This window comes from Actinomycetospora sp. NBRC 106375, from assembly GCF_030269665.1.
In the GTDB taxonomy this organism is placed as follows: domain Bacteria; phylum Actinomycetota; class Actinomycetes; order Mycobacteriales; family Pseudonocardiaceae; genus Actinomycetospora.
This window is the reverse complement of sequence record NZ_BSTS01000002.1, coordinates 166,373-188,440: the sequence shown is the minus strand read 5'-3', so window position 1 is coordinate 188,440 and position 22,068 is coordinate 166,373. Positions and strand designations below refer to the sequence as shown.

Below are 22,068 nucleotides of genomic sequence, written 5' to 3'. Positions count from 1 at the left end.
CCCCTGGCGCTGGGGAGCCGACCGGGGGTGGGGCCAGGCCCCACCATCACGCCGGGTTCTCTCGGCGTCTCCGAACCGCCGTCCGGAGCAGCTCGTTCGATCCGTTGCGTCGTCCGCTCGGCGGGCGGGTACAGCGTCGTCGTGACGGTTGAGAACACAGGCGTCGCGCTCGCCCGCCAGGCCTCCGAGGCGCTCCGGCGTCTCGACCACCAGGGCCGAGCGCTCCGACCCGACGGCGTCGACCGGTTCAGCTGGTCCGCGGACGTCCTCGACGAGCTCGCGCGGCTGGCCGAGACCCTCGGTGCCGCCGTGGAGCACGTGTCGGGCGAGACCGCGCCGGGCGCCGAGTCCCACGCCCGGGCCCTCGCGACCGCGATCGTGGCGCACCGCAACTCGCTGCTGCGCCACCGCGACGGCGACCACCCTTTCCCCCGTGGCGATGACCCCGTGGTCCCCCCGGCCATCGCCCCGACGTCCACCGGGGCCACGGAGCCGATCACGCTCGCGGGATGACCCCCGTCCCCGCCACCGCGGTGTGAGCTGAACGGGTGTTCAGGATCGCACCGGAGGTACCTGGCGGGCGAGCAATGGCGACGTAACATGAGGTCGTCGGCCGCGCCCCCCTCGGCCGACCATGGTTCCGGGAGCGCATCCCCCCGCGCTCCCGGAACCCCCAACCTCACCGGTCGCCGACGTGCTCCAGCACGAGGTCCGCGAGCCGGTCGGGCGTCTCGTCCGGGACCCAGTGACTGACGCCGGGGAGCACCTCCAGGCGGTACGGGCCGGTGACCCAGCGCGGAGTGCCGTCCACGGCGGCCCGTGAGATGGCCACGTCACCGTCACTCCAGACCATGAGGGTCGGCGTGCCGACCGTGAGCCGCAGCCCGCGGTGCTCCCAGAACGGCATCGCCCGGTACCAGTTGATCGCGCCGGTCAGCGCCGCGGACAGGCCGCCCTTCGCGGCGAGCGCCGTCTCGTCGCGCCGGGCGTTCTCCGGGCTCTGGCCCGCGCGACGGACCGCGGCCGCGAGCCCGCCCGGACGCCGCAGGACGCGCTCGGCGACGCCCGGGAGCTGGAAGGCGTACATGTACCAGGACAGCGCCGCCTGTCGGCTGGACACGATCGCCCGGGTGAACGCCGCCGGGTGCGGCACCGAGACGGCGGTGAGCGTGCGGACCCGTTCGGGGCGCAGCGCCGCGAACGCCCAGGCCACCACCGCGCCCCAGTCGTGGCCCACGACGTGCACCGGTCCGCCGCCGATCTCCCCGACGAGCGCGTCGACGTCGCCGACCAGCTCCTCGACGCGGTACGCGCGCCGACCGGCGGGACGCGCGCCGGGCGAGTAGCCGCGCTGGTCGGGCGCGACGACGCGGTGCCCGGCCGCGGCGAGCCGGCGGGCGACGGGCTCCCAGCTCGCCGCCGTCTGCGGGAACCCGTGGAGCAGGACGACGGGCGTGCCCCCGGTGGTCGAGCCCGAGCCCCACTCGGTGACGTCGAAGGTCAGGTCGCCGCGCGTGAACGAGTCCATCCGGGGGATCGTGCCGGGCCCGGGTCGTTCCGTCGATCTTGCGAACCCGATCTCGCCGGAGACGTCGCGACACTCCGTCGAAGTGGCACCCGTGTACGGGAGGGTCGCGTTACGGTCGGTGCACGCTGCGCCCACCCACGGACGTGGCGCGCGGGGCCGGGAGGACGGGAGCGGCACGAGCGCATGTCCAAGGGATTGAGACGGTTCCTGATCGTCGTCGTCGTGGCTGTCGTGCTCTATTTCGTCATCGCCCAGCCCGTGGGCGCCGCCGACGTCGTCCGCTCGATCCTGGCCATCATCGGCAACGCGCTGTCGTCGATCGCGACGTTCTTCCGCTCGCTCTTCTAGACGACGGCGAACTCCCCGGCGGCGTACCGCTCGCGGAGGCGGTGCTTGACGAGCTTGCCGGTCGGGGTGCGCGGCAGGTCGTCGGTGAACACCAGCCGGCGGGGCGTCTTGTACCGCGCGATCCGGCCGCGCACGTGCTCGAGCAGCTCCTCGGCCAGCGCCTCCGACGGCTCGCGGCCGGGGGCGGGCCGGACGACGGCGAAGACCGACTCGCCCATCTCCGCGTCGGGCACGCCGATCACCGCGACGTCGTCCACGGCCTCGTGGAGGGTGAGGACGTCCTCGATCTCCTGCGGGTAGATGTTCACGCCGCCCGAGATGATCATGAAGCTCTTGCGGTCGGTGAGGTAGAGGAAGCCGTCGGCGTCGACGTAGCCGAGGTCGCCGGTCGTCGTCCACGTCTCGTGCTCGGGGTGCTGGGAGCCGCGGGTCTTCTCGGGGTCGTTGTGGTACTCGAACGGCACCCGGTCGCGCTCGAAGTAGACGGTGCCGACCTCGTTCGCCGCGAGCTCGCGTCCTTCGTCGTCGCAGACGTGGATCGTGCCGAGGCCGGCCAGACCCACCGAGCCGGGACGCTCGAGCCACTGCCGCGAGTCGATGAACGTGATCCCGTTCGCCTCGCTCGAGCTGTAGTACTCGTAGAGCACCGGGCCCCACCAGTCGATCATCGCCCGCTTGACGTCCACCGGGCACGGCGCCGCGGCGTGGATCGCCACGCGCAAGCTGGAGACGTCGTAGCGGGTCCTGGTCTCCTCGGGCAGCTTGAGCATGCGCACGAACATCGTCGGCACCCACTGGCTGTGGGTCACGCGGTAGCGCTCGATCGCGGCCAGCGCCTGCTCCGGGTCGAACCGGTGCATCATCACGACGGTGCCGCCGCTGGACTGGATCGTGGCGCCGAAGCGCAGCGGCGCCGCGTGGTACACGGGCGCCGGGGAGAGGTAGACCGTGTCCTCGCCGAAGCCGTACATCGGCACGAACACCGCGAGGTACAGGTCGCCCGGCTCGTCGATCTGGCGGTCGACGAGGTTCGGCTTGATGCCCTTGGGGCGGCCGGTGGTGCCGGAGCTGTAGAGCATGTCGCCGCCGCGGGGCTGGTCGGCCATCGGCTCGGGGCTCTGCGGGCCGACGACCTCGTCGTAGTCGCGGTGCCCCGCCACGCTGCCGCCGAACGCGAGCCGCAGCGTCACCCGCGGGGTCGTCCCGACGATCGCCTCGGCCAGCTCGTCCTTCGCGGCCGAGACGACGAGGGCCCGCGCGCCGCAGTCGTCGACGATGTACGAGGCCTCGTCCGCGGAGAGGTGGTGGTTCACGGCGGTCACGAGCAGCCCCGCGCGCTGCGCGGCCCAGTAGACCTCGAAGACGCGCGGGTGGTTGTCCGAGAGCAGGGCGACGACGTCGCCGCGGCGCAGGCCGTGCTCGTGCAGCGTGCGCGCGAGGCGCACCGAGCCGTCCTCGAGCTGGCGATAGGTCAGCCCCTCGCCGGTCTCGGCCATGATGACGGCCGGGCGGTCGGGGGCGGTGGCGGCGAAGGTGCCGGGGTACATCGTCGTCTCCCTGGGATCGGCCTGCCTAGTCGCGGTAGCGGGGCGCGCGGCGCTCGGTGAAGGCGGTGACGGCCTCGGTGAGGTCGTCGGAGATCAGCGCCGAGGCGTTCCACGTCGCGATCTGGTCGAGGCCATCGGCGATCGTGTGGTCGCGGGCGTAGGTGATCGCGTGCTTGGTGCCGCGCAGCGCCAGCGGCGACTTCGCGGCGAGGCCCCGGGCGACCTCGGTGACGTGGGGGAGCAGGTCGTCGTCCTCGACGCACGCGTTGGCCAGGCCCGTGGTCGCGGCCTCGGCGCCGCCGACGTCGCGGCAGGTGTAGGCCATCTCGCGGGCCCGGCCCTCGCCGACGATGCGGGGCAGGCGCTGGAGGACGCCGACGTCGGCGGCGAGGCCCATGTCGACCTCCTTGAGCGAGAACCTCGTCCGCGGGGTGGCGTAGCGCAGGTCGCACGCGACGGCGAGGTCGAGCCCCGCCCCGACGCACGCGCCCTGGATCGCGGCGAGCACGGGGACCCGGCAGCGCTCCACGGTCGTGAGGACGTCCTGCAGGTCGAGGATCAGGCGGCGCAGGCCCTCCCGGGCCCGGCCGGGGTCGGCGCCTACCGGGGCCATGCCCTGGATCTCGGCGAGCATCGACAGGTCGATCCCGGCGCAGAAGTGCCTGCCCTCGCCGGTGAGCACGGCGACGCGCACGGCCGGGTCGGCGTCGAGGGCGCGGAACGTCGCGCGGATCTCCTGCCAGAGCGTGCGGTCGAGCGCGTTGGCGGCCTCGGGCCGTGCCAGGCGCACCGTCGCGACACCGTCGTCGCGGGTGACCGACAGCGCCGTCGGGGTTGGTGCGTCGACGTCGAGCGTGCTCACGTCGCCGTTCTCCCTTCGTCGTCCTGCGCGCACCGTCTCACGTGGCGCGCCCGTCGCGCGGAGTGATCGAGTGGTGACGCAGGTCTCGCGCCGCCACCATGACGCACGTTATGGTCCGTGCCGCGCGCCCGTCCCTCGGGCGCTGCCGAGGTGGGAGGTCACGCATGAGGATCGTCGTCGACTGGGACCGGTGCACCGGGATGGGCATGTGCGAGTCCCTCGCCCCCGACGTGTTCGAGGTGGACGACGACGGGTCGCTGATCGTGCACAGCGAGGAGGTGCCCGAGGGGCAGGAGGGCGAGGTCCGCGAGGCCGTCGCCAGCTGCCCGACCGAGGCGCTCTCGCTCGAGGGCGAGTAGGGGCGTGCCGCGGCTGGTGGTGGTCGGCGCCTCGCTGGCGGGGCTGCGCGCGGTGGAGGCGGTCCGGCGCGACGGGTTCGACGGCGACGTGACGCTGATCGGGGCCGAGGAGCACCTGCCCTACGACCGGCCCCCGCTGTCCAAGGAGTACCTCTCGGCCGACGAGTGCCCCGACCCGCGCTACCGCGAGGAGGAGACCTTCGCCGGCGACCTCGAGGTCGAGCTGCTGCTCGGCACGCCGGCCTCCGCACTCGACACCACCGGGCGCACGGTCACCGTCGCCCACCGCGCGGTGCCCTACGACGGGCTCGTCATCGCCACCGGCGCGCACGCGCGGACGCTGCCGGGCACCGAGGGGATCGCGGGCGTGCACACGGTGCGCACCCTCGACGACGCCCAGGCGCTGCGGGCGGCGCTGCGCGGCGGCGCGCGGCGGCTCACGGTCGTCGGCGCGGGTTTCATCGGCTCCGAGGTGGCCGCCGTGGGGCGCAAGCTCGGCCTCGAGGTGACGATCCTCGAGGCGCTCGAGACCCCGCTCGCCCGGGCGGTCGGCGAGCGCATGGGCCGCGCGCTGACCCACCTGCACCGCGCGCAGGGCACCGACGTCCGCACCGGGGTGGCGGTCTCCGAGGTGCTCGCGGAGGCGGGAGACGCAGCGGAGCGGAGCTCGACCCATGGGCGGGGTCGGGTGACCGGCGTGCGTCTCGGCGACGGCACCGAGGTCGCGACCGACGTGCTCGTCGTCGGCATCGGGGCACGGCCCACGACCGACTGGCTCGAGGGCTCCGGGCTGACGCTCGACGACGGCGTCGTGGCCGACGAGACCCTGGCCGCCGCGGACGGCGTCTACGTCGCGGGCGACGTCGCGCGCTGGCCGAACGGGCTGTTCTCCGGCGTCGTCGACGGCCCGATGCGCCTGGAGCACTGGACGTCGGCGGCCGACCAGGGCGGGCGCGCGGCCCGCAACGCCGTCGACCCGGCCTCGGCGACCGCGTACGAGACCGTCCCGTACTTCTGGTCGGACTGGTACGACGGCCGCGTCCAGTTCGTCGGCGTCGCCCCCGAGGACGGAGCCGACCACATCGAGGTCGTGGCCGGCGACGACACCGAGGGCGGGCCGTTCACGGCGATCTACCGGGCGGGCGAGCGGATCGTCGGCGCGCTCGCCGTCGACATGCCCGCCGAGGTCATGAAGTACCGGCGCCTCATCGGCGGCCGGAAGAGCTGGGACGACGCCCTGGAGCTGGCCGAGCAGCGCCGGGCGGCCCGGGCGCAGAAGGCCGCCGAGAAGCAGCGGGAAGCGAGCTCGTGACCGGCACGCCGGATCTCGACCCGCTCGACCTCTCGAGCCTCGACTTCTGGGGCCGGCCGATGGCCGAGCGCGATGCGACGTTCCGGGAGCTGCGCGAGCAGCGCCCGATCTCCTGGCACCGCCCGCCCGAGGGCATGCTCATGCCGGGCGAGGGGGACGCCGGGTTCTGGGCGGTCGTGCGCCACGCCGACATCGGCCACGTCAGCAAGAACCCGAAGATCTTCTGCTCGGGGCAGGGCGTGCAGTTCCAGGACGCGCCGCCCGAGCTGCTCGAGGCCTCCCAGTCGTTCCTCGCGATGGACGCGCCGCGGCACACCCAGCTCCGCAAGATCGTCAGTGCCGCGTTCACCCCCAAGCAGGTCCGGACGATCGAGAGCCGCATCGCCGAGCGTGCCGAGCGGATCGTCGACGACCTCCTCGACCACGGTGACGGAGACTTCGTCGCGCTGGTGGCCAAGCAGCTGCCGATGGGCACCATCTACGACCTCATGGGCGCACCCGTGGAGTACCAGGACCCGCTCGCCGAGGCGGCGGACCTCCTGGTGGCCACCAACGACCCCGACGTCCTCGAGAACCTCGGGCTCGAGGATCCGCTGCAGGCGGCGGGCCAGGCCCTGGCGGGCCTGCTGGGCCCGGCGCTCGAACTCGCGGAGGCCCGGCGGCGGGACCCGCGGGACGACCTCATGACCAACCTCGTGGCGGCCGAGGTCGACGGCCAGCGGCTCACCGACGACGAGATCGGCGCGTTCTTCGTGCTCCTGTCGGTCGCGGGCAACGACACGACCCGCAACACGATCGCCCACGCGATGCGCGGGCTCACCGAGAACCCCGACCAGCGCGCCTGGCTCGTCGAGGACCTCGAGGGCCGCGTCGGCGGCGCGGTGGAGGAGTTCGTGCGCCACGGGAGCCCGGTGCTCACGTTCCGCCGGACCGCGACCCAGGACACCGAGCTGCGCGGGCAGGACATCGCGGCGGGCGACAAGGTCGTCATGTTCTACGAGTCGGGCAATCGGGACGCGGACGTCTTCGCGGACCCGCTGCGCCTCGACCTCGCGCGCGACCCCAACCCGCACGTCGGGTTCGGGGGTGGCGGACCCCACTTCTGCATGGGCAACATGCTCGCGCGCACGCAGTTGCGGCAGATCTTCTCGCAGCTCCTGACCCGGGTCTCGGACCTGACCGTCGGCGAGCCCGAGACGCTGCGCAGCAACTTCGTGCACGCGGTCAAGACGATGCCCTGCTCGCTCGGGGGCTGACGCCGTCCCGACCCGGGACCGGACGCAGGGAGCACGACGTGGTGCAGACGCTGGTGCTCTCCGGAGCCCGGTCGCGGACCGAGCGCGAGCTGGTCCGCCGCTGGGCCGAGGAGACCTACGGCGACGACCTGGTCCAGGTCGTGCCCGACGGCGGGCGCGAGCTCGCCGGGGCCCTCGACGGGTCCGGGGCCGAGACGACCGTGGTGCCGGTCCGGGTCGTGTGGCCGCCCGACGAGCGCGAGTCCTCGGCGGCCCCGGCCTGGGGCGACCTGCTCTCCCTGACCCCGCGGCGCCGCGGGCTGCGGCACACCTACGCCCGCGTGCGCGGGTGGTCCGAGGAGAAGGCGCGGGTCGTCGCCGGTGACGCGGCGACGGTGGCCCAGCTGCGCACCGAGGGCGACCGCGAGCTCGGCGAGCCGGACGGCGAGGGCTTCGTGGCGTTCGTGCGCCGCCGCGCCACGCTCGCGTGCGACCGCGCCGAGCGCCGGGTCACCGGTGACCGGTACAAGGTCCCGCGGCTGATGGCCGAGCAGATCGTCGCCTCGGCCGCGGTGCGCCGGCGGGCCGAGGCCCTGGCGGCGGACCTCGACCTGTCGGTCGACGAGGTCCTCGAGCGCACGTCGAGCTGCCTGACCGAGATGGCGGCCGTGCAGAGCCCGCCGGCGATCGAGGCGTTCCGCACGGTGATGAGCCCGCTGCACCGCAAGGCCTGGGACGTCGACGTCGACACCACGAGCCTGGAGAGCCTGCGCGAGCAGGGTCGCGCCCGGCCGCTGGTGTTCCTGCCCTCCCACCGCAGCTACGCCGACCCGCTGGTGCTCGCCGAGGTGCTGCACGCCCACGACTTCCCCCGCAACCACGTGCTCGGCGGCAACAACCTCGCGTTCTGGCCGCTGGGCACGCTGGGGCGCCGCGCGGGCATCGTGTTCATCCGCCGCAGCTTCGGCGACGACGCGGTCTACAAGTTCGCGGTGCGCGAGTACTTCGGTCACCTGCTCGACAAGCGCTTCAACCTCGAGTGGTACATCGAGGGCGGCCGCACCCGCACCGGGAAGCTGCGCCCGCCGAAGTACGGGCTGCTGCGCTACCTCGTCGACGCCGCCGACCAGCTCCCGGAGGGATCGCCCGGCGCGGACCCGCTGCTGGTGCCCGTGTCGATCCACTACGACCAGCTCCACGAGGTGGGTGCGCTGGCCGCGGAGCAGGGCGGTGCCGGCAAGAAGGCCGAGGGCCTCGGCTGGCTCGCGGGCTACATGCGCGACCAGCAGCGCCGCATCGGGTCCGCCCGCATCCGCTTCGGCGAGCCACTGGCCCTGCGCGCCGCCCTCGCCGAGGCCGGCAAGGGGCGCTCGCAGCTCGAGAAGGTCGCCTTCCGGATCTGCGTCGGCATCAACCGGGCCACGCCCGTGACGCCGACCTCGGTCGTCACGTTCGCGCTGCTCGGCGCGGGCGGGCGCGCGCTGACGTTCGAGCAGGTGCGGGCGATCGTGGAGCCCGTCCGCCGGCTCCTGGAGCGACACCCCGCGATCGGGGACCTCTCCTCCGACGAGAGCCTCGACGAGACGCTCGGGCGGCTGGTGTCGGTGGGCGTCGTCGAACGGTTCGACGGCGGGCCGCAGACCGTCTGGTCGATCGGCTCCGACCGCCACCACGTCGCCGCGTTCTACCGCAACGGCGTCCTGCACCACCTGCTGAACCGCGCCGTGCTCGAGATGGGGCTCCTCGCCGCCGTCGACGCCGCCGGCGCGCGCGGGAGCGAGCTGCCCCAGGAGGAGATTCTCGAGGTGTGCTGGGAGGCGGCGCTGCAGCTGCGCGACCTGCTCAAGTTCGAGTTCTTCTTCTCCCGCAAGCGCGAGTACCGCGACGAGCTGCTGGGCGAGCTGCGGCGCCTCGCGCCGGACCGGACCGATGCGCCCGCCTCGGGGCACGGGGCCGCGGCGCTGCTCGGCCGGGCCGAGCTGCTCGTCGCGCCGCGGACCCTGCTCCCGTTCGTCGAGGCCCAGTGGGTGGCGGCGACCGTCCTCGCCGAGCAGGAGGGCGCCGTCGACGACCGCGACGCCTTCCTCGACGCCTGCACCGGCCTCGGGCAGCAGTGGTGGCGCCAGCAGCTGCTGCACGGCGCCGACGTCGTCTCGCGCGAACTGTTCTCCTCGGCGCTGCGGGCGGCGGACAATCGCGAGCTCCTCGGTGCGGACGCCGGCCCGGGGTCGCGTGCCGCGTGGCGCGACGAGGTCGCCGCCGTCCGCGACCGCCTGCGCCGCGCCGGGGAGCGGGAGCATGAACTGCGGGAGGAGGCCCTCGGTGCCGGCGGACAGCAGTGAGCTCGCGGCCCGGCGCGCGGCGATCCGGGCCGCGCCCGCGGACAGCGTCGCCGTGGTCGACGAGACGGCCCTGCTCGCGACATCGGCGGTCGCGGCGCACGCGGGGGAGGCCCTGCGCGCCGGGCGCACCGCCTGGCGCGCGCTGCCCGGCGACGTCGCGCTGATCGCGAGCGGCGGGGACGACGAGGACGCGGTGCGCCGGCTCGTGGCGAGCTGGGCGGGCCACGGCGAGGACGCCGTCGCCCGGCGGGCCCGCGCCGTGCTGCGCGACGACCTCGGCGCGGCCGTGCGGCCCGAGACGTGGGCGCTGGTCGCCGAGCACCGCCGCGCCGGCCACCACGTCGTGCTCTGCGGGCACGCCCCGCGCCCGGTGCTCGCCCCGCTGGCCGAGGACCTCGGGGCGGACGAGCTGGTCGCCACCGAGGTCGTCGTGCGCGACCGGGTGCTCACCGGCGAGGTCGAGGGCCCCGTGCTGCTCGACGACGCGGGGAAGGAGAAGGCGCAGGCGGTGGCCGCGGCGCTCGCCGGGCGGCCGGCGGCGTTCGCCTACGCCGGCGGCGGCGCGGAGGCGCTGCTGACCGCCGCCGAGCACCCGATGCTCGTGGGCCCGGCACCCGACGACCTCGACGTCCCGGTGCTGCCCGTCGCGCCCCGCGGCGGCACGCTGGCGACGCCGGGCGACGTGCTGCGCACCGCCGGCTTCTACGGCGCCTTCCTCGGGGCGGCGGGCACCGCGGCCGCCGTCGGGCTCGCCCGCGGGTCGCGGCGCCACATGGTCGACCTGGCGTGCTCGGTGACCGGCGACCTGGGCCTCGCCCTGGCCGGGATCGACGTCGAGGTCACCGGCGCGGAGCACCTGTGGTCCGCGCGCCCCTGCGTGTTCGTCTTCAACCACCAGTCGAAGATCGACGTCGCGCTACTGATGAAGCTCCTGCGCGGCGGGTTCACCGGCGTGGCCAAGGCGGAGGCGGCGTCGATCCCGCTCTGGGGCGCGATGTTCAGCCTGGCCGGGGTGGCGTTCGTCGACCGCGGCAACACCGCGCAGGCGAGGGAGGCCCTCGAGCCCGCGGTCCGCAAGCTGCGCGACGAGGGCTGGTCGCTGGCCATCGCCCCCGAGGGCACCCGCTCGCCCACGCCGCGGCTGGGGCGCTTCAAGAAGGGCGCCTTCCACATCGCGATGCAGGCCGGCGTGCCGATGGTGCCGATCGTGATCCACGACGCCGGCGAGGTCATGTGGCGCGGGCACCAGACGCTGCGCGGCGGCACCGTGCACGTCGACGTGCTGCCGCCCGTGGACACGTCCACGTGGACCCTGGCCACGATGAACGACCACGTCGAGGACGTCCGCGCCCGCTTCGTCGAGGCCCTGGAGGGCGCCCGGTGAGTCTCGATCCCACGCCGCCGCGCAGCGACGACGGCCGCCTGCTCTGGTCCCGCTCGGAGGAGCTGACGGGGTTCGAGGCGCTGATGTGGCGGGTCGAGGCCGACCCGCGGATGCGCTCGACCGTCGTCATCGTCGAGATCCTCGACCTCGAGCCCGACTGGGACCGCTTCCTCGCCGCCACCGACTGGGCGTCCCGGGTCGTCCCGCGGTTCCGCGAGCGGATCGTGACGCCGTTCCTCGGAGCCGGGACGCCGCACTGGGCGCTCGACCCCGACTTCGACCTGCACTACCACGTGCGCCGCCTCCGGCTGCCCGACGGCGAGGACCGGGCGGGCCTGCTCACCCTCGCCGAGCAGATCGCGATGACGCCGCTCGACCCGTCCCGCCCGCTGTGGGAGGCGACGCTCGTCGGCGGGCTGCCCGACGGCGGGGCCGCGCTGGTGTTCAAGCTGTCGCACGTCCTCTCCGACGGGATGGGACTGGCGCAGCTGCTGGCCGGGCTGCACTCGCGCTCCCGCGCGCCGATGACCGACAAGCCCCAGCCCCCGCCGCCGTCGGGGCCGCCCGCGACGCTGGGCCACGAGGTGGTGCGCCAGGTGCGCAGCGACCTCGGGCTCGTCGGCGGAGCCGTGCGCGGCGTGGTGGGTGCCGCGGCGTCGCTGATCCGGCCCGACCGTGCCGTCCGCGACGCCGTCGCCTACGTCGTTTCGGCGCGCCGGGTCCTCTCGCCGCCGCCGGCGCCGCCCCTGCCCGCGCTGGAGCTGCGCAGCCCGTCCTGGCGCTTTCGGACGATCGACGTCCCGTTCGCCGACCTGCGTGCTGCCGGGAAGTCGGTCGGCGGATCGGTGAACGACGCCTACGTCGCCGGCCTGCTCGGCGCGTTCCGCCGGTACTCGCAGCGCCGGGGGGACCCGCTGCCGCCGGACCGGCTCATGCCGGTGACGCTGCCGGTGTCGATCCGCCGGGAGGAGCACGAGCCCGGCGGCAACCACTTCGCCCCGGCCCGGCTCTCGGCGCCGGTCGGGATCGTCGACCCGGCCGCCCGCGTCGTCGACGTCCGGCGGCGGATGAAGATCGCGCTCGGTGAGCCGGCGCTGGAGAGCGTCGAGATCGTCAGCGCCTGGCTCGCCCGGCTGCCCGGGCCGGTCGTCGCCGGGTTCGGGGGCGGCGCGACGAAGAGCAACGACCTGCAGGCCAGCAACATCCCCGGGCTGCGGGAGGACGCGTTCCTCGCCGGCGCGCGGATCGTGCGCTCCTACCCGTTCGCGCCTCTGCCCGGCTGCGCGGCGATGATCGCGATGGTGACCCACGGACAGACGTGCTGCGTCGCCGCGAACCTCGACGCCGCGTCCTTCACCGACCTGCCGGGCTTCGAGCAGGACCTCGCCGACGGCTTCGCCGAGGTGCTGGCCCTGGTCCCGGGCACGACCCGCACCGAGGAGAGGACGTCATGATCGGCACCGAGACGGACCTGGAGATCGACGGCACCCGCGGGCGCGTCTACGTGCGCCGGCGCGACCCCGACGGTCCGCCCCGGCACATCGTGGTCCTCGCCCACGGCTACGGCGAGCACTCCGGGCGCTACGCCCACGTCCTCGACCGCCTCGCCCGCGACGGGGGCGTCGTCTACGCGCCGGATCACCTGGGCCACGGGCGCTCCGAGGGCGACCGGGTGGTCGTCGAGGACGTCGAGGACATGGTCACCGACGTCGACCGGGTCCGGCTCCTGGCCCTGGAGGAGCACCCCGGCCTGCCGGTCGTGCTGCTCGGGCACTCGATGGGCGGGCTGCTCGCGACGCGCTACGCCCAGCGGTTCCCCGACGCCCTCACGGGCCTCGTCCTCACCGGCCCGGTCAGCGGCGGCAGCCCGGGGATCTTCGGGCTGCTCGAGTACGACCCGATCCCCGAGGTCCCGATCGATCCCGCGGTGCTCTCCCGCGACCCCGCGGTCGGCGAGGCCTACGCCGCCGACCCGCTCGTCTGGCACGGCCCGTTCAAGCGCCCGACCCTCGAGGCGTTCGTCGCGTCGGTGCAGGCGATCGCGGACGGCCCGGGCTTCGGCGACCTGCCGGTGCTCTGGGTCCACGGCGAGGACGACCAGCTCGTCCCGCTCGACTCCACCCGGCCGGTGATGGAGAAGCTCGGCGGCAGCGACGTCACCAGCCGCATCGAACCCGGCGCCCGGCACGAGGTCCTCAACGAGACGACCAACGACGCCATCCTCGACGACATCTCCGCCTTCATCGCCCGGGTCGCCTGAGGTTGTCAGCGAAGTGCCGTCACAGACGCTGAGCGTCCGTATCGGTACTTCGATCACTCGCGTCAGACGGGTGCCGGCTCGCCCTCCCCGGTGAGCACGCGCCGCATCAGGTGCATCGCGAGCACGACCGAGCGCTCCCGGACGTCGCCGCGCTCACCCGGCAGCACGGGGTCGCGGGACAGGGTGCGACCGTCGCTGGTGCGCACGCAGAAGCACACGTAGCCGACCGGCTTGGCCTCGGTGCCGCCGCCCGGTCCGGCGACGCCGGTGATCGCGACCGCGATCGTCGCGCCGAAGCGGGCGAGCGCCCCGTCGGCCATGGCCTCGGCGACCTGCGGCGAGACGGCGCCGTGGGTGTCGATGAGCTCCCGGGGCACGCCGAGCACATCGGCCTTGGCGTCGTTGGAGTACGAGACGACGCCGCCGGCGACGTGCGCCGAGGCGCCGGCCGGCGCGGTGAGGCGCCCGGCGAGCAGGCCCCCGGTGCACGACTCCGCCGTCGCCACGACCTGGCCGTCGAGCAGGTCGAACAGCAGCTCGTCGATCGACTGCCCGGTGCGCGAGAACACCGCCTTCCCGTGCCGGCGGTCGATCTCGGCCACCACGGCGTCACGCGCTCTCGCGGCCGGGGCCGACGCCGGAGCGTGGCGGAGGTCGACCTCGAGGGTGAAGTCCCGCAGGCAGGTGGTGATCTCGAGCGGCGCGAGATCGACCTCGGCGCCGACGTCGCGCAGGGTCGCGGCGATCTCCGACTCGGGCACGCCGAACAGGCGCAGGTGGGTCTCGGCGTAGGGCGCGGTGCGGGCGAGGACCGCGCGGACCGGCTCCGTGGCCAGCGCGTCCTCCCACATCGCGCGGACCTCGCGCGGCGGGCCGGGCAGCACCAGCACCGTGGGGCCGCCGCGCTCGGGGTGTGGCGGCACGGCGAGCCCGGGTGCGGTGCCGGCGGGGTGGATGGGCGTCGCGCCGCGCGGCACCATCGCCTGCTTGCGGTTGGCGGCCGCCAGGGCATCGGCGTCCCAGCGCAGCCGGTCGGCGAACTTCGCGATGATGTCGCCGACGACCTTCTCCATGCGCTCGTCGAGCTCGAGCGGGCGGTCGGTCTCCTCGGCGACGACCTCGGCGGTCAGGTCGTCGGCGGTGGGCCCGAGACCGCCGGTGGTGACGACGAGGTCGATGCCGTCGCCGGCGAGGAACCGCAGTGCCGCGGCCATGTCCTCACCGCGGTCGCCGACGAGCACCAGGTGCGACACCTCGACGCCCAGCTCGCCCAGGCGCTCGGCGACCCAGGGGCCGTTCCGATCGGTGATCCGCCCGGTCAGCAGCTCGCTGCCGGTCGCGACGATCCCCGCCCGCACCCCGTCGACGGCACTGCCCGCGTCGGCCACCTCTGCACCCCTGTCCCGAGTCCGTTCCCGCCATCCCACCAGAACCCACGGTTCCCGGCCGGACGACCGGCGCGGAGATCCGGCGTAGCCCGGTCGGGACACGGACGGGGTGCCTCGCCGGTCGCATCTGCACCGGTGGGTCATCGTTGGGGAAAGCGCAGGGTGCATGATGGGCCGGAGGAGTGAATTACTCGTCGGTCGCCCGAGCACGATTTGTTGCACAGGGTGAACGGAGCGACGATATGTGCTCGGAACGACAGCAGAGGACACGCGGCGGCTGTCGGCCGACCATCGTCGAGGCGAGCGGGAAGGGTGGGGTGCCGTGACGACCGCTCGTGTCGCGTCGGCCGCAGCTCTCACCGCCACCTCCACCCCGTCCGCCGGGGGCCCGTCCACCACCGGCGTCGTCGTCCTGTCGGTGCTGCTCGTGCTGGTGCTCGCGACCGCGGTCGCGGTGCTGCTCGTCCAGCGGATCCGCCGTCGCCGGCACGACGCCGAGGCCGCCGACCTGGCCGAACGCCTGCGCCGCGACGCCCACCACGACCCGCTGACGGGCCTGCTCAACCGCGAGGGCTTCCTGCACGCCGCGTTCACCACCCGCGGGGACGGCGGCGCCGGCGCGGTCGCCGTGGTCGACCTCGTCCTGCTCGGCCAGGTCAACGACACCCTCGGGCACGCGCGCGGCGAGGTCTTCGTCCGCCTCGCCTCCGAGCGCCTGGTCAGCGTGCGTTTCCCGTCCCTCGACGAGCAGGGCCCGGTGATTGCCCGCCTCGAGGGCGACACGTTCGCCGTGCTCCTGCCGCACGTCGACGGGCACGACGCCCACGTCGCGGCCGAGGCGCTGCGCGAGCGTCTCCTCGCGCCCTACCTCGTCGAGGGCGTCCGGTTCGAGCCGCCGGTGGTCATCGGCGTCGCCGCCGACGGACCCTGGCTCGCCGACGTCCCGGCCGGGCCCGACCGCGTCGCCGCTTTGCTGCGTCGCGCCGACGTCGCGCTCGCCGCGACCCGCGACGGCGCGGAGCCGGTGCGTTGCTACGAGCCGAGCATGGGCGAGCGGGCGGCCCGGCGGCTGCGCCTGATCCGCGGCTTCTCGGCGGCCGTGGCCCGCCGCGACGTCCGGGTCGACTTCCAGCCCGTGGTCTCGCTGGGGGAGCGCACCGTCGTCGGGGTGGAGGCGCTCGCGCGCTGGGACCACCCGGAGCTCGGCCTGCTGCTGCCCGACGAGTTCGTCCCGGTCCTCGAGGCCACCGGCCAGATCGCGGAGCTGACGTCGTTCGTGCTCGACGAGTCGCTCGCCGCGGCCCGGCGCTGGCTCGACCGCGGGATGCGGCTGTCGGTAGCGGTCAACGTCTCGGTCGGCAACCTCGGCACCACCGACAGCATCACCGGCGCCGGCTTCGCCGACGAGGTCGCGGGCCTGCTCGCGCGCCACCGCGTGCCGCCCGAGCTGCTCACGCTCGAGCTCACCGAGTCCGGGGTGTCCTCCGAGCGCGACGTGGCGCTGCCGGTACTGCGCCGGCTCAACGCGCTGGGCTGCCACCTCGCGGTCGACGACTTCGGCACCGGGCAGTCGTCGCTCGCTCACCTGCGCCGGCTGCCCGTCGACCAGGTCAAGATCGACAAGAGCTTCGTGCTCGGCATGGGCACCGAGTACGGCGACGTCGCCGTCGTCCGCGCGATCGTCGAGATGGGCCACACGCTGGGCCTCACGGTCGTCGCCGAGGGCGTCGAGCAGGCGGCGGTCCGCGTGGCGCTCGCGGAGATGGGCTGCGACGTCGCCCAGGGCTATCTCGTCTCGCGCCCGCTGCCCGCGCGGTGCTTCGACACCTGGCTCGACTCCCTCGACGAACGGCCCGACTCACACGGCACCGTGCCGGGACCCCGCACGCTCATCGCGTGAGCGCAGGCGGTAGTCTAGTGGTCGCCCCCCGGGGCAGGCCCCTTTAGCTCAGTCGGCAGAGCGTCTCCATGGTAAGGAGAAGGTCTACGGTTCGATTCCGTAAAGGGGCTCTCGGTGAGCAGCCGGCGGACCTGGGTTCGCCGGCTTCGTCATGCGACGGAGAGCTCATCGCGGCGGTGTAGCTCAGTCGGTAGAGCAAACGGCTCATAATCGTTGTGTCGCCGGTTCAAGTCCGGCCACCGCTACCAGCCCGGCCCCGCGGGCCCGTCCCGCGGCTGCAGCATCGACAGTGAGAGGAAGCTCCGTGGCCACCACCGACATCCGTCCGAAGATCACGCTGGCCTGCGAGGAGTGCAAGAACCGCAACTACATCACGCGGAAGAACCGGCGGAACGACCCCGATCGCCTGACGATCAAGAAGTTCTGCCCGCACTGCGGCACCCACCGCGGTCACCGCGAGACCCGCTGACGCGTGCCGCTCGACGCCTCGTTCGTCGGCCGGACCTGGCCCGCCGAGACCTACGAGGTTTCGCTGGCGAAGATCCGGGAGTTCGCCGCGGCGATCGGCGCCGACGACCCCGTGCACCACGACCGTGAGGCCGCGCGGGCCGCGGGCCACACCGACGTCGTCGCCCCGACGACGTTCCCGGTGGTCTTCACCTGGCCCGCGACCCGGCGCGTCGTCGACGACCCGGCGCTGGGCCTCGACTTCACCCGCGTCGTGCACCGCGAGCAGTCGATCGAGCTGTCCCGCCCGCTGTACGCCGGCGACGTCGTCACCTCGGTGGTCGTCGTCGAGGACATCCGCGACCTGGCGGGCAACGACGTCATCACCTTCCGCTGCGACGTCACCGACGCCGACGGTGGCGACGTCCTGACCACCCGGGCCGTCCTCGTCGGCCGCGCGGAGCCCGACGCATGAGCGCCCTGTCCGACGCCGCCGCGGGCGACCAGCTGGAGCCACGCACGGCGATGATCACCCGCGCCGACCTCGTCGCCTACGCCGGCGCCTCGGGCGACCTCAACCCGATCCACTGGAACGAGCGCGTCGCCGTCGACGTCGGCCTGCCCGGCGTCATCGCGCACGGCATGCTGACCATGTCGCTGGCCGCGCGCTACGTCGCCGACCTGGCCGGCGACCCGGCCGCCGTCGTCTCGTTCTCCACGCGCTTCACGCGCCCCGTGGTCGTCCCGGACGACGACACGGGCGCCACCGTCGAGCTGGGCGGGAAGGTCACCGAGATCGCCGACGACGGTGCCCGCACGGTGAGCATCACGGCCACCCACGAGGGCAAAGGCGTCCTCGGCAAGGCCGTCGCCGTCGTCCGCCCGCGCTAGACCGTCGAGGCGGTCGTCCGCCCGGCGAGACGGACCCCGCTGCCGCCGGTCGGTGGGGATCGCTGCGCCGTGTGCGCCCACGCCCGACGAACGAACGGCACTCTCGCTGCTACCGAAGCAGCGAGAGCGCCGTTCGTTCGTTCTCGGAGGGCGCACTCGCGGGCGGGCGCGCTCCCGGGGCGGGCCCGGGGATGTCAGGCGGCGGCGGGGACGCCGAGGGTGGCGAGGACGGCGCGGGCCAGGGCCTGGGCGCCGAGGGCGTTCGGGTGCACCGGGGCGGCCGGGGCCGTGGGGACGAGCCCCTCGATCCAGCGCTGCCCCGGCACCGCGCAGACGTCGTGGCCGACGGTCGGCGTCGCGGTGTCGACGTAGGTCGCGTCCCCGTCCGACGCGGCGTCCGCGATGGTGTCGTTGAGGTGCCCGAGCACGCCGCGGAGGTACGCGACGTCGCCGGCGGTGTAGGGCACGAGCGGGTAGCAGCCGGGACCCTCGGCGGGCAGCACCGACGGGTAGCCGACGAGCAGCACGCGGGCGGCGGGGGCGCGGTCGTGGACCTCGTCGAGGACGTCGTCGAGACGGTCGCCCAGCGTGTCGATGCGCGCCTCGATCTCGTCGTGGCTGCCCACCGTGTAGCGGTCCTCGCAGGGCGTGCCGAACGGCGTCGGGCTCACGCAGTTCTGGACGATCTCGGAGAACCCGATGTCGTTGCCGCCGATGCCCACCGTCACGAGCTGGGTGCCGGTGCCGAGGGCGTCGTACTGCGGCGGGTTCGCGCCGCCCTGCACCGCCTGCGGCGCCGCGAAGTCCTTGGTCTGCGCGCCGCTGCAGCTGACGTCGGTGAGCTGCGCGCCGGTGCGCTCCGCGACGAGGTGCGGGTAGTTGTTCTTCGACCGCAGGCAGCCCGGCGGCGGGCCGGCGGGTGCTCCGGTCAGCGGCGAGGCCGTGTAGGAGTCACCGAGCGCGACGTAGGTCTGCCCGGCGGACGCCGGGGCGCCCATCGCCACGGGCGCGACGACGAGCCCGAGGACCCCGACGGCGACGGTGACGAGCACGCGCAGGACGACCGGGCGAGAGCCCACCGGCACTCCTCCAAGGACACGGGGGCCCCGGCGGGACCGTCGGGCGGGATGATCGCGCGGCTCAGCGGGCTTCGGCCAGCAGCTCGCCCATCCGGGTGACGCCCGCGCGCAGGTCGTCGTCGCCGAGGGCGTAGGAGAGACGGAAGTAGCCCGGGGTGCCGAAGGCCTCGCCCGGCACGACCGCCACCTCGGCGTGCTCGAGCACCAGGGCGGCGAGGTCGACGCTGGTCTGCGGGCGCTCGCCGCGCAGCTCCTTGCCGAGCAGGCCGGCCACCGAGGGGTAGGCGTAGAAGGCGCCGCGCGGCGTGGGGCACGTGACGCCGGGGATCCCGGAGAGCAGCTCGACTATCACGCGACGGCGGCGGTCGAACGCCGCGCGCATCTCCGCGACGGCGTCGAGCGGACCGGTGACGGCCGCGAGCGCCGCGCGCTGGGCGACGTTGCAGACGTTCGAGGTCAGGTGCGACTGCATGTTGATGCCGGCCGCGACGACGTCCGCCGGCCCGATCATCCAGCCGACGCGCCAGCCGGTCATCGCGAAGGTCTTCGCGACGCCGTTGAGCACGACGCAGCGGTCGGCGATCTCGGGCACGGCGACGGGCATGGACACGTGCTCGGCGCCGTCGTAGACGAGGTGCTCGTAGATCTCGTCGGCGATCACCCACACGCCGTGCTCGGCGGCCCAGCGCCCGACGGCCTCGACGAGCTCGCGGGGCGCCACCGAGCCGGTGGGGTTCGACGGCGAGCACCACAGCAGCGCCTTCGTGCGCGGGGTGCGCGCGGCCTCCAGGGCCTCGACGGTCGGCAGGAAGTCGGTCGACTCGTCGGTGTCGATCTGGACGGGGTCGCCGCCGGCCATCCGCACGGCCTCGGGGTAGGTCGTCCAGTACGGCGCGGGCAGCAGGACCTCGTCGCCCGGGTCGATCAGCGTCGCGAACGCCTCGAACACCGCCTGCTTGCCGCCGTTGGTGACGAGGACCTGGCGGGCCTCGACCTGCCACCCCGAGTCGCGGGCGGTCTTCGCCGCGATCGCGTCGCGCAGCTCGGGCAGGCCTGCGGCGGGGGAGTAGCGGTGGTTCTTGGGGTCCGAGCAGGCCGCGATCGCCGCGTCGACCACCGGCTGGGGCGTGGGGAAGTCCGGCTCGCCGGCCCCGAACCCGATGACCGGTCGGCCGGCGGCCTTCAGCGCCTTCGCCTTCGCGTCCACGGCCAGCGTCGCCGACTCCGCGATGCCGCCGACCCGGGCCGAGATGCGGCGGTCGGTGGCAGCGGGTTGGAGGGACACCGAGGTGGACGACGACGTCATGACAAGGGATTCTGGCAGACCGCTTCCCGCGACCGGCCTGCCCGGGGAGGTCTCCCGGCGCCGACGCGCCCCGGCGCCGTCCTCCTCCGGTGCTTGACGTAGCATGGTTCTCCAGGACGCTTCGTCCGTCGCTCCCGCGCGCTCGTCGCCGTGGGACAGCGCCGCCGATCCGTCCGGGGCGTGCCTCCGGGGACGCCACAGGGGCGTAGCTCAATTGGCAGAGCAGCGGTCTCCAAAACCGCAGGTTGCAGGTTCAAGTCCTGTCGCCCCTGCACCGATGGCGAGGAAGGCCCCGCGGGGGCGACGAGGACGGTGAGGACGGCGTAGTGAGCGAGGACAGCAGCCGGCGTCGGCGCGCGAGCGACGACGACGACGCGCGTCCGGTCACCGCCGCGGGACGTCGTCGGCGCGCGGGGGCGGACAGCGCGGGCGACGGGTCGGCCGACGGGTCCGGCGACTCCGCGCGGCGCACCGGCGGGAAAGGGACGGCCACCCCGACACGTGACCGCCCCCAGGCGACGTCGGAGGGGTCGGTGCTCGCCCGCCTCCGTCGGTTCCTGCGCGAGGTGGTGGCCGAGCTCCGCAAGGTGCACTGGCCGACCCGGCGGCAGATCGTGGTCTACACGGCCGTCGTCCTCGTGTTCGTGTCGTTCATGGTGGCCCTCGTGGCGGGTCTCGACTGGGTGTTCGCCAAGGCCGTGTTCGCCCTCTTCGGCTGACCGTTCCGCCGAGCGGCCGGCCGGGCACCGCGCCGCGGTGCCCGCCGTGCAAAGGAAGTGAGACAGAAGTGACCTCCGCAGGATCCGGCGCAGAGCCCGACGACGGCACGACCCCCGACGGCGGCGAGCCCGAGCTCGTCGGCGAGTCGCGCACGCGTGGCGTCATGGTGCGCGAGGGCAGTGGCACCTACGGGGACCTCAGCACCGAGGAGAACCCCGCCACGCTCGACGACGGCGAGGTCGCCCGGGCCGCGCGGGAGGCCCGTGAGGCCGGCGAGGGCGAGGACGTCGACGAGGCGCACGACCCGGAGGCCGACCTGGCCGCCGCCCGGGCCGCGCTCGGCGGCGACGAGGACGACAGTGATCTCCCCGAGGAGTCCGCGGGCACCGGCGATGTCGCCGCCCGCGAGGACACCGAGGACGACCTGCAGGTCGAGGAGGAGCCCGCCGCCGAGACCGCCGACGTCGCCGAGGCCGCCGAGGCCGAGGAGGAGGTCGACCCGGCCCAGGCCCTCAAGGACTCGCTGCGGCTCGCCCCCGGCGACTGGTACGTCGTGCACTCCTACGCGGGCTACGAGAACAAGGTGAAGGCCAACCTCGAGACCCGTGTCCAGACCCTGGACGTCGAGGACTTCATCTTCCAGGTCGAGGTGCCCACCGAGGAGGTCACCGAGATCAAGAACGGGCAGCGCAAGCAGGTCCAGCGCAAGGTGCTGCCCGGCTACATCCTCGTGCGGATGGACCTCAACGACGCCTCGTGGAGCGCGGTGCGCAACACCCCGGGCGTCACCGGCTTCGTCGGCGCGACGTCGCGCCCGTCGCCGCTGACCCTCGACGAGGTCGTCAAGTTCCTCCTCCCGCGCCAGGAGACGCCGAAGAAGGCCAAGGGCGCGGAGAAGGCCGGCACCGAGTCGTTCGGCAGCAAGCCCGCGGTCGAGGTCGACTTCGAGGTCGGGGAGTCCGTCACCGTCATGGACGGCCCGTTCGCGACGCTCCCGGCCAGCATCTCCGAGGTCAACGTCGACGCCCAGAAGCTCAAGGTGCTCGTCTCGATCTTCGGCCGGGAGACCCCGGTCGAGCTGGGCTTCAACCAGGTCTCGAAGATCTGATCCAGCCCGCCCCTGACGTCGGCGCCAGCTCCGCTGCGCTCCGTGTCGCCAC

General features: G+C 74.2%; 21 protein-coding genes and 3 tRNA genes. 18 read left to right on the top strand and 6 right to left on the bottom strand.

Annotation, left to right across the window (positions count from 1 at the left end):
- Positions 1-141: 141 nt before the first annotated feature.
- Positions 142-513, top strand: a complete 372-nt coding sequence (locus QSK03_RS04375) for a hypothetical protein (protein WP_285648743.1) — start codon at positions 142-144, stop codon at positions 511-513.
- 166 nt (positions 514-679) lie between these two features.
- On the opposite strand, the gene QSK03_RS04370 is transcribed toward QSK03_RS04375, so the two are convergent.
- On the bottom strand, positions 680-1,528 hold the full coding sequence (locus QSK03_RS04370; protein ID WP_285648742.1) for an alpha/beta fold hydrolase: 849 nt from the start codon (positions 1,526-1,528) through the stop codon (positions 680-682).
- Between the two features lie 222 nt (positions 1,529-1,750).
- Here QSK03_RS04370 and QSK03_RS04365 point away from each other — a divergent pair, with 222 nt between their 5' ends.
- Complete coding sequence (locus QSK03_RS04365) at positions 1,751-1,876, top strand: hypothetical protein (RefSeq protein WP_285648741.1); 126 nt, start codon at positions 1,751-1,753, stop codon at positions 1,874-1,876.
- On the opposite strand, the gene QSK03_RS04360 is transcribed toward QSK03_RS04365, so the two are convergent.
- Both QSK03_RS04360 and QSK03_RS04355 read right to left on the bottom strand, forming a co-directional pair.
- Positions 1,873-3,423 (bottom strand): acyl-CoA synthetase, encoded by a 1,551-nt coding sequence (locus tag QSK03_RS04360; RefSeq protein WP_285648740.1) that lies wholly within the window; start codon positions 3,421-3,423, stop codon positions 1,873-1,875. The genes QSK03_RS04365 and QSK03_RS04360 overlap by 4 nt on opposite strands.
- Before the next feature lie 25 nt (positions 3,424-3,448).
- Positions 3,449-4,285, bottom strand: coding sequence for a crotonase/enoyl-CoA hydratase family protein (locus QSK03_RS04355; protein WP_285648739.1), 837 nt, complete (start codon positions 4,283-4,285; stop codon positions 3,449-3,451).
- A 164-nt stretch (positions 4,286-4,449) separates the two neighbouring features.
- Between QSK03_RS04355 and QSK03_RS04350 the strand changes: the two genes are divergently transcribed.
- From QSK03_RS04350 to QSK03_RS04320, 7 genes are read left to right on the top strand one after another with little or no spacing between them, the layout of a single operon-like run.
- Positions 4,450-4,644, top strand: coding sequence for a ferredoxin (locus tag QSK03_RS04350; RefSeq protein WP_285648738.1), 195 nt, complete (start codon positions 4,450-4,452; stop codon positions 4,642-4,644).
- A gap of 4 nt (positions 4,645-4,648) precedes the next feature.
- Positions 4,649-5,956 carry an NAD(P)/FAD-dependent oxidoreductase gene (locus tag QSK03_RS04345; protein WP_285648737.1) on the top strand — a complete coding sequence of 436 codons (1,308 nt, stop codon included), beginning with the start codon at positions 4,649-4,651 and terminating at the stop codon, positions 5,954-5,956.
- Positions 5,953-7,212, top strand: a complete 1,260-nt coding sequence (locus tag QSK03_RS04340) for a cytochrome P450 (RefSeq protein WP_285648736.1) — start codon at positions 5,953-5,955, stop codon at positions 7,210-7,212. Before QSK03_RS04345 ends, QSK03_RS04340 begins: the two co-directional genes overlap by 4 nt.
- Positions 7,213-7,250: 38 nt before the next feature.
- Positions 7,251-9,533, top strand: a complete 2,283-nt coding sequence (locus QSK03_RS04335; RefSeq protein WP_285648735.1) for a glycerol-3-phosphate 1-O-acyltransferase — start codon at positions 7,251-7,253, stop codon at positions 9,531-9,533.
- Positions 9,514-10,917 carry a 1-acylglycerol-3-phosphate O-acyltransferase gene (locus QSK03_RS04330; RefSeq protein ID WP_285648734.1) on the top strand — a complete coding sequence of 468 codons (1,404 nt, stop codon included), beginning with the start codon at positions 9,514-9,516 and terminating at the stop codon, positions 10,915-10,917. Before QSK03_RS04335 ends, QSK03_RS04330 begins: the two co-directional genes overlap by 20 nt.
- Complete coding sequence (locus QSK03_RS04325) at positions 10,914-12,371, top strand: wax ester/triacylglycerol synthase domain-containing protein (protein ID WP_285648733.1); 1,458 nt, start codon at positions 10,914-10,916, stop codon at positions 12,369-12,371. Before QSK03_RS04330 ends, QSK03_RS04325 begins: the two co-directional genes overlap by 4 nt.
- Complete coding sequence (locus QSK03_RS04320) at positions 12,368-13,177, top strand: alpha/beta hydrolase (RefSeq protein ID WP_285648732.1); 810 nt, start codon at positions 12,368-12,370, stop codon at positions 13,175-13,177. The genes QSK03_RS04325 and QSK03_RS04320 overlap by 4 nt, the downstream gene beginning before the upstream one ends.
- A gap of 62 nt (positions 13,178-13,239) precedes the next feature.
- Here QSK03_RS04320 and QSK03_RS04315 read toward each other — a convergent pair whose 3' ends face one another.
- The gene (locus QSK03_RS04315) at positions 13,240-14,565 is read right to left on the bottom strand and encodes a competence/damage-inducible protein A (protein ID WP_285648731.1); all 1,326 of its coding nucleotides are present in this window, start codon (positions 14,563-14,565) and stop codon (positions 13,240-13,242) included.
- A 322-nt stretch (positions 14,566-14,887) separates the two neighbouring features.
- Here QSK03_RS04315 and QSK03_RS04310 point away from each other — a divergent pair, with 322 nt between their 5' ends.
- The 6 genes from QSK03_RS04310 to QSK03_RS04285 all read left to right on the top strand — a co-directional run bounded on the left by QSK03_RS04310 (position 14,888) and on the right by QSK03_RS04285 (position 17,803).
- Positions 14,888-16,465, top strand: coding sequence for a putative bifunctional diguanylate cyclase/phosphodiesterase (locus tag QSK03_RS04310; RefSeq protein WP_285648730.1), 1,578 nt, complete (start codon positions 14,888-14,890; stop codon positions 16,463-16,465).
- Positions 16,466-16,502: 37 nt separating this feature from the next.
- Positions 16,503-16,575 (top strand) — tRNA-Thr (locus tag QSK03_RS04305).
- 62 nt (positions 16,576-16,637) lie between these two features.
- Positions 16,638-16,713: transfer RNA gene (locus tag QSK03_RS04300), tRNA-Met, on the top strand.
- A 56-nt stretch (positions 16,714-16,769) separates the two neighbouring features.
- Positions 16,770-16,934 (top strand): 50S ribosomal protein L33, encoded by a 165-nt coding sequence (gene rpmG / locus QSK03_RS04295; RefSeq protein WP_116708438.1) that lies wholly within the window; start codon positions 16,770-16,772, stop codon positions 16,932-16,934.
- A gap of 3 nt (positions 16,935-16,937) precedes the next feature.
- A complete protein-coding gene (locus tag QSK03_RS04290; protein ID WP_285648729.1) occupies positions 16,938-17,387 on the top strand; it encodes an FAS1-like dehydratase domain-containing protein in 450 nt (149 codons plus the stop codon).
- Positions 17,384-17,803, top strand: coding sequence for a MaoC/PaaZ C-terminal domain-containing protein (locus QSK03_RS04285; RefSeq protein ID WP_285648728.1), 420 nt, complete (start codon positions 17,384-17,386; stop codon positions 17,801-17,803). Before QSK03_RS04290 ends, QSK03_RS04285 begins: the two co-directional genes overlap by 4 nt.
- A 194-nt stretch (positions 17,804-17,997) precedes the next feature.
- On the opposite strand, the gene QSK03_RS04280 is transcribed toward QSK03_RS04285, so the two are convergent.
- Positions 17,998-18,882 carry an SGNH/GDSL hydrolase family protein gene (locus QSK03_RS04280; RefSeq protein ID WP_285648727.1) on the bottom strand — a complete coding sequence of 295 codons (885 nt, stop codon included), beginning with the start codon at positions 18,880-18,882 and terminating at the stop codon, positions 17,998-18,000.
- A gap of 61 nt (positions 18,883-18,943) precedes the next feature.
- Positions 18,944-20,188: a pyridoxal phosphate-dependent aminotransferase gene (locus QSK03_RS04275; RefSeq protein WP_285648726.1), complete on the bottom strand. Its 1,245-nt coding sequence runs from the start codon at positions 20,186-20,188 to the stop codon at positions 18,944-18,946.
- A 199-nt stretch (positions 20,189-20,387) separates the two neighbouring features.
- On the opposite strand from QSK03_RS04275, the gene QSK03_RS04270 reads away from it, so the two are divergent.
- The 3 genes from QSK03_RS04270 to nusG all read left to right on the top strand — a co-directional run bounded on the left by QSK03_RS04270 (position 20,388) and on the right by nusG (position 22,016).
- Positions 20,388-20,460: transfer RNA gene (locus QSK03_RS04270), tRNA-Trp, on the top strand.
- A 54-nt stretch (positions 20,461-20,514) separates the two neighbouring features.
- Entirely contained in the window at positions 20,515-20,907 is a 393-nt protein-coding gene (secE, locus tag QSK03_RS04265; RefSeq protein WP_285648725.1) for a preprotein translocase subunit SecE, read from the top strand.
- A 68-nt stretch (positions 20,908-20,975) separates the two neighbouring features.
- A complete protein-coding gene (nusG, locus tag QSK03_RS04260; protein ID WP_285648724.1) occupies positions 20,976-22,016 on the top strand; it encodes a transcription termination/antitermination protein NusG in 1,041 nt (346 codons plus the stop codon).
- Positions 22,017-22,068 lie beyond the last annotated feature (52 nt).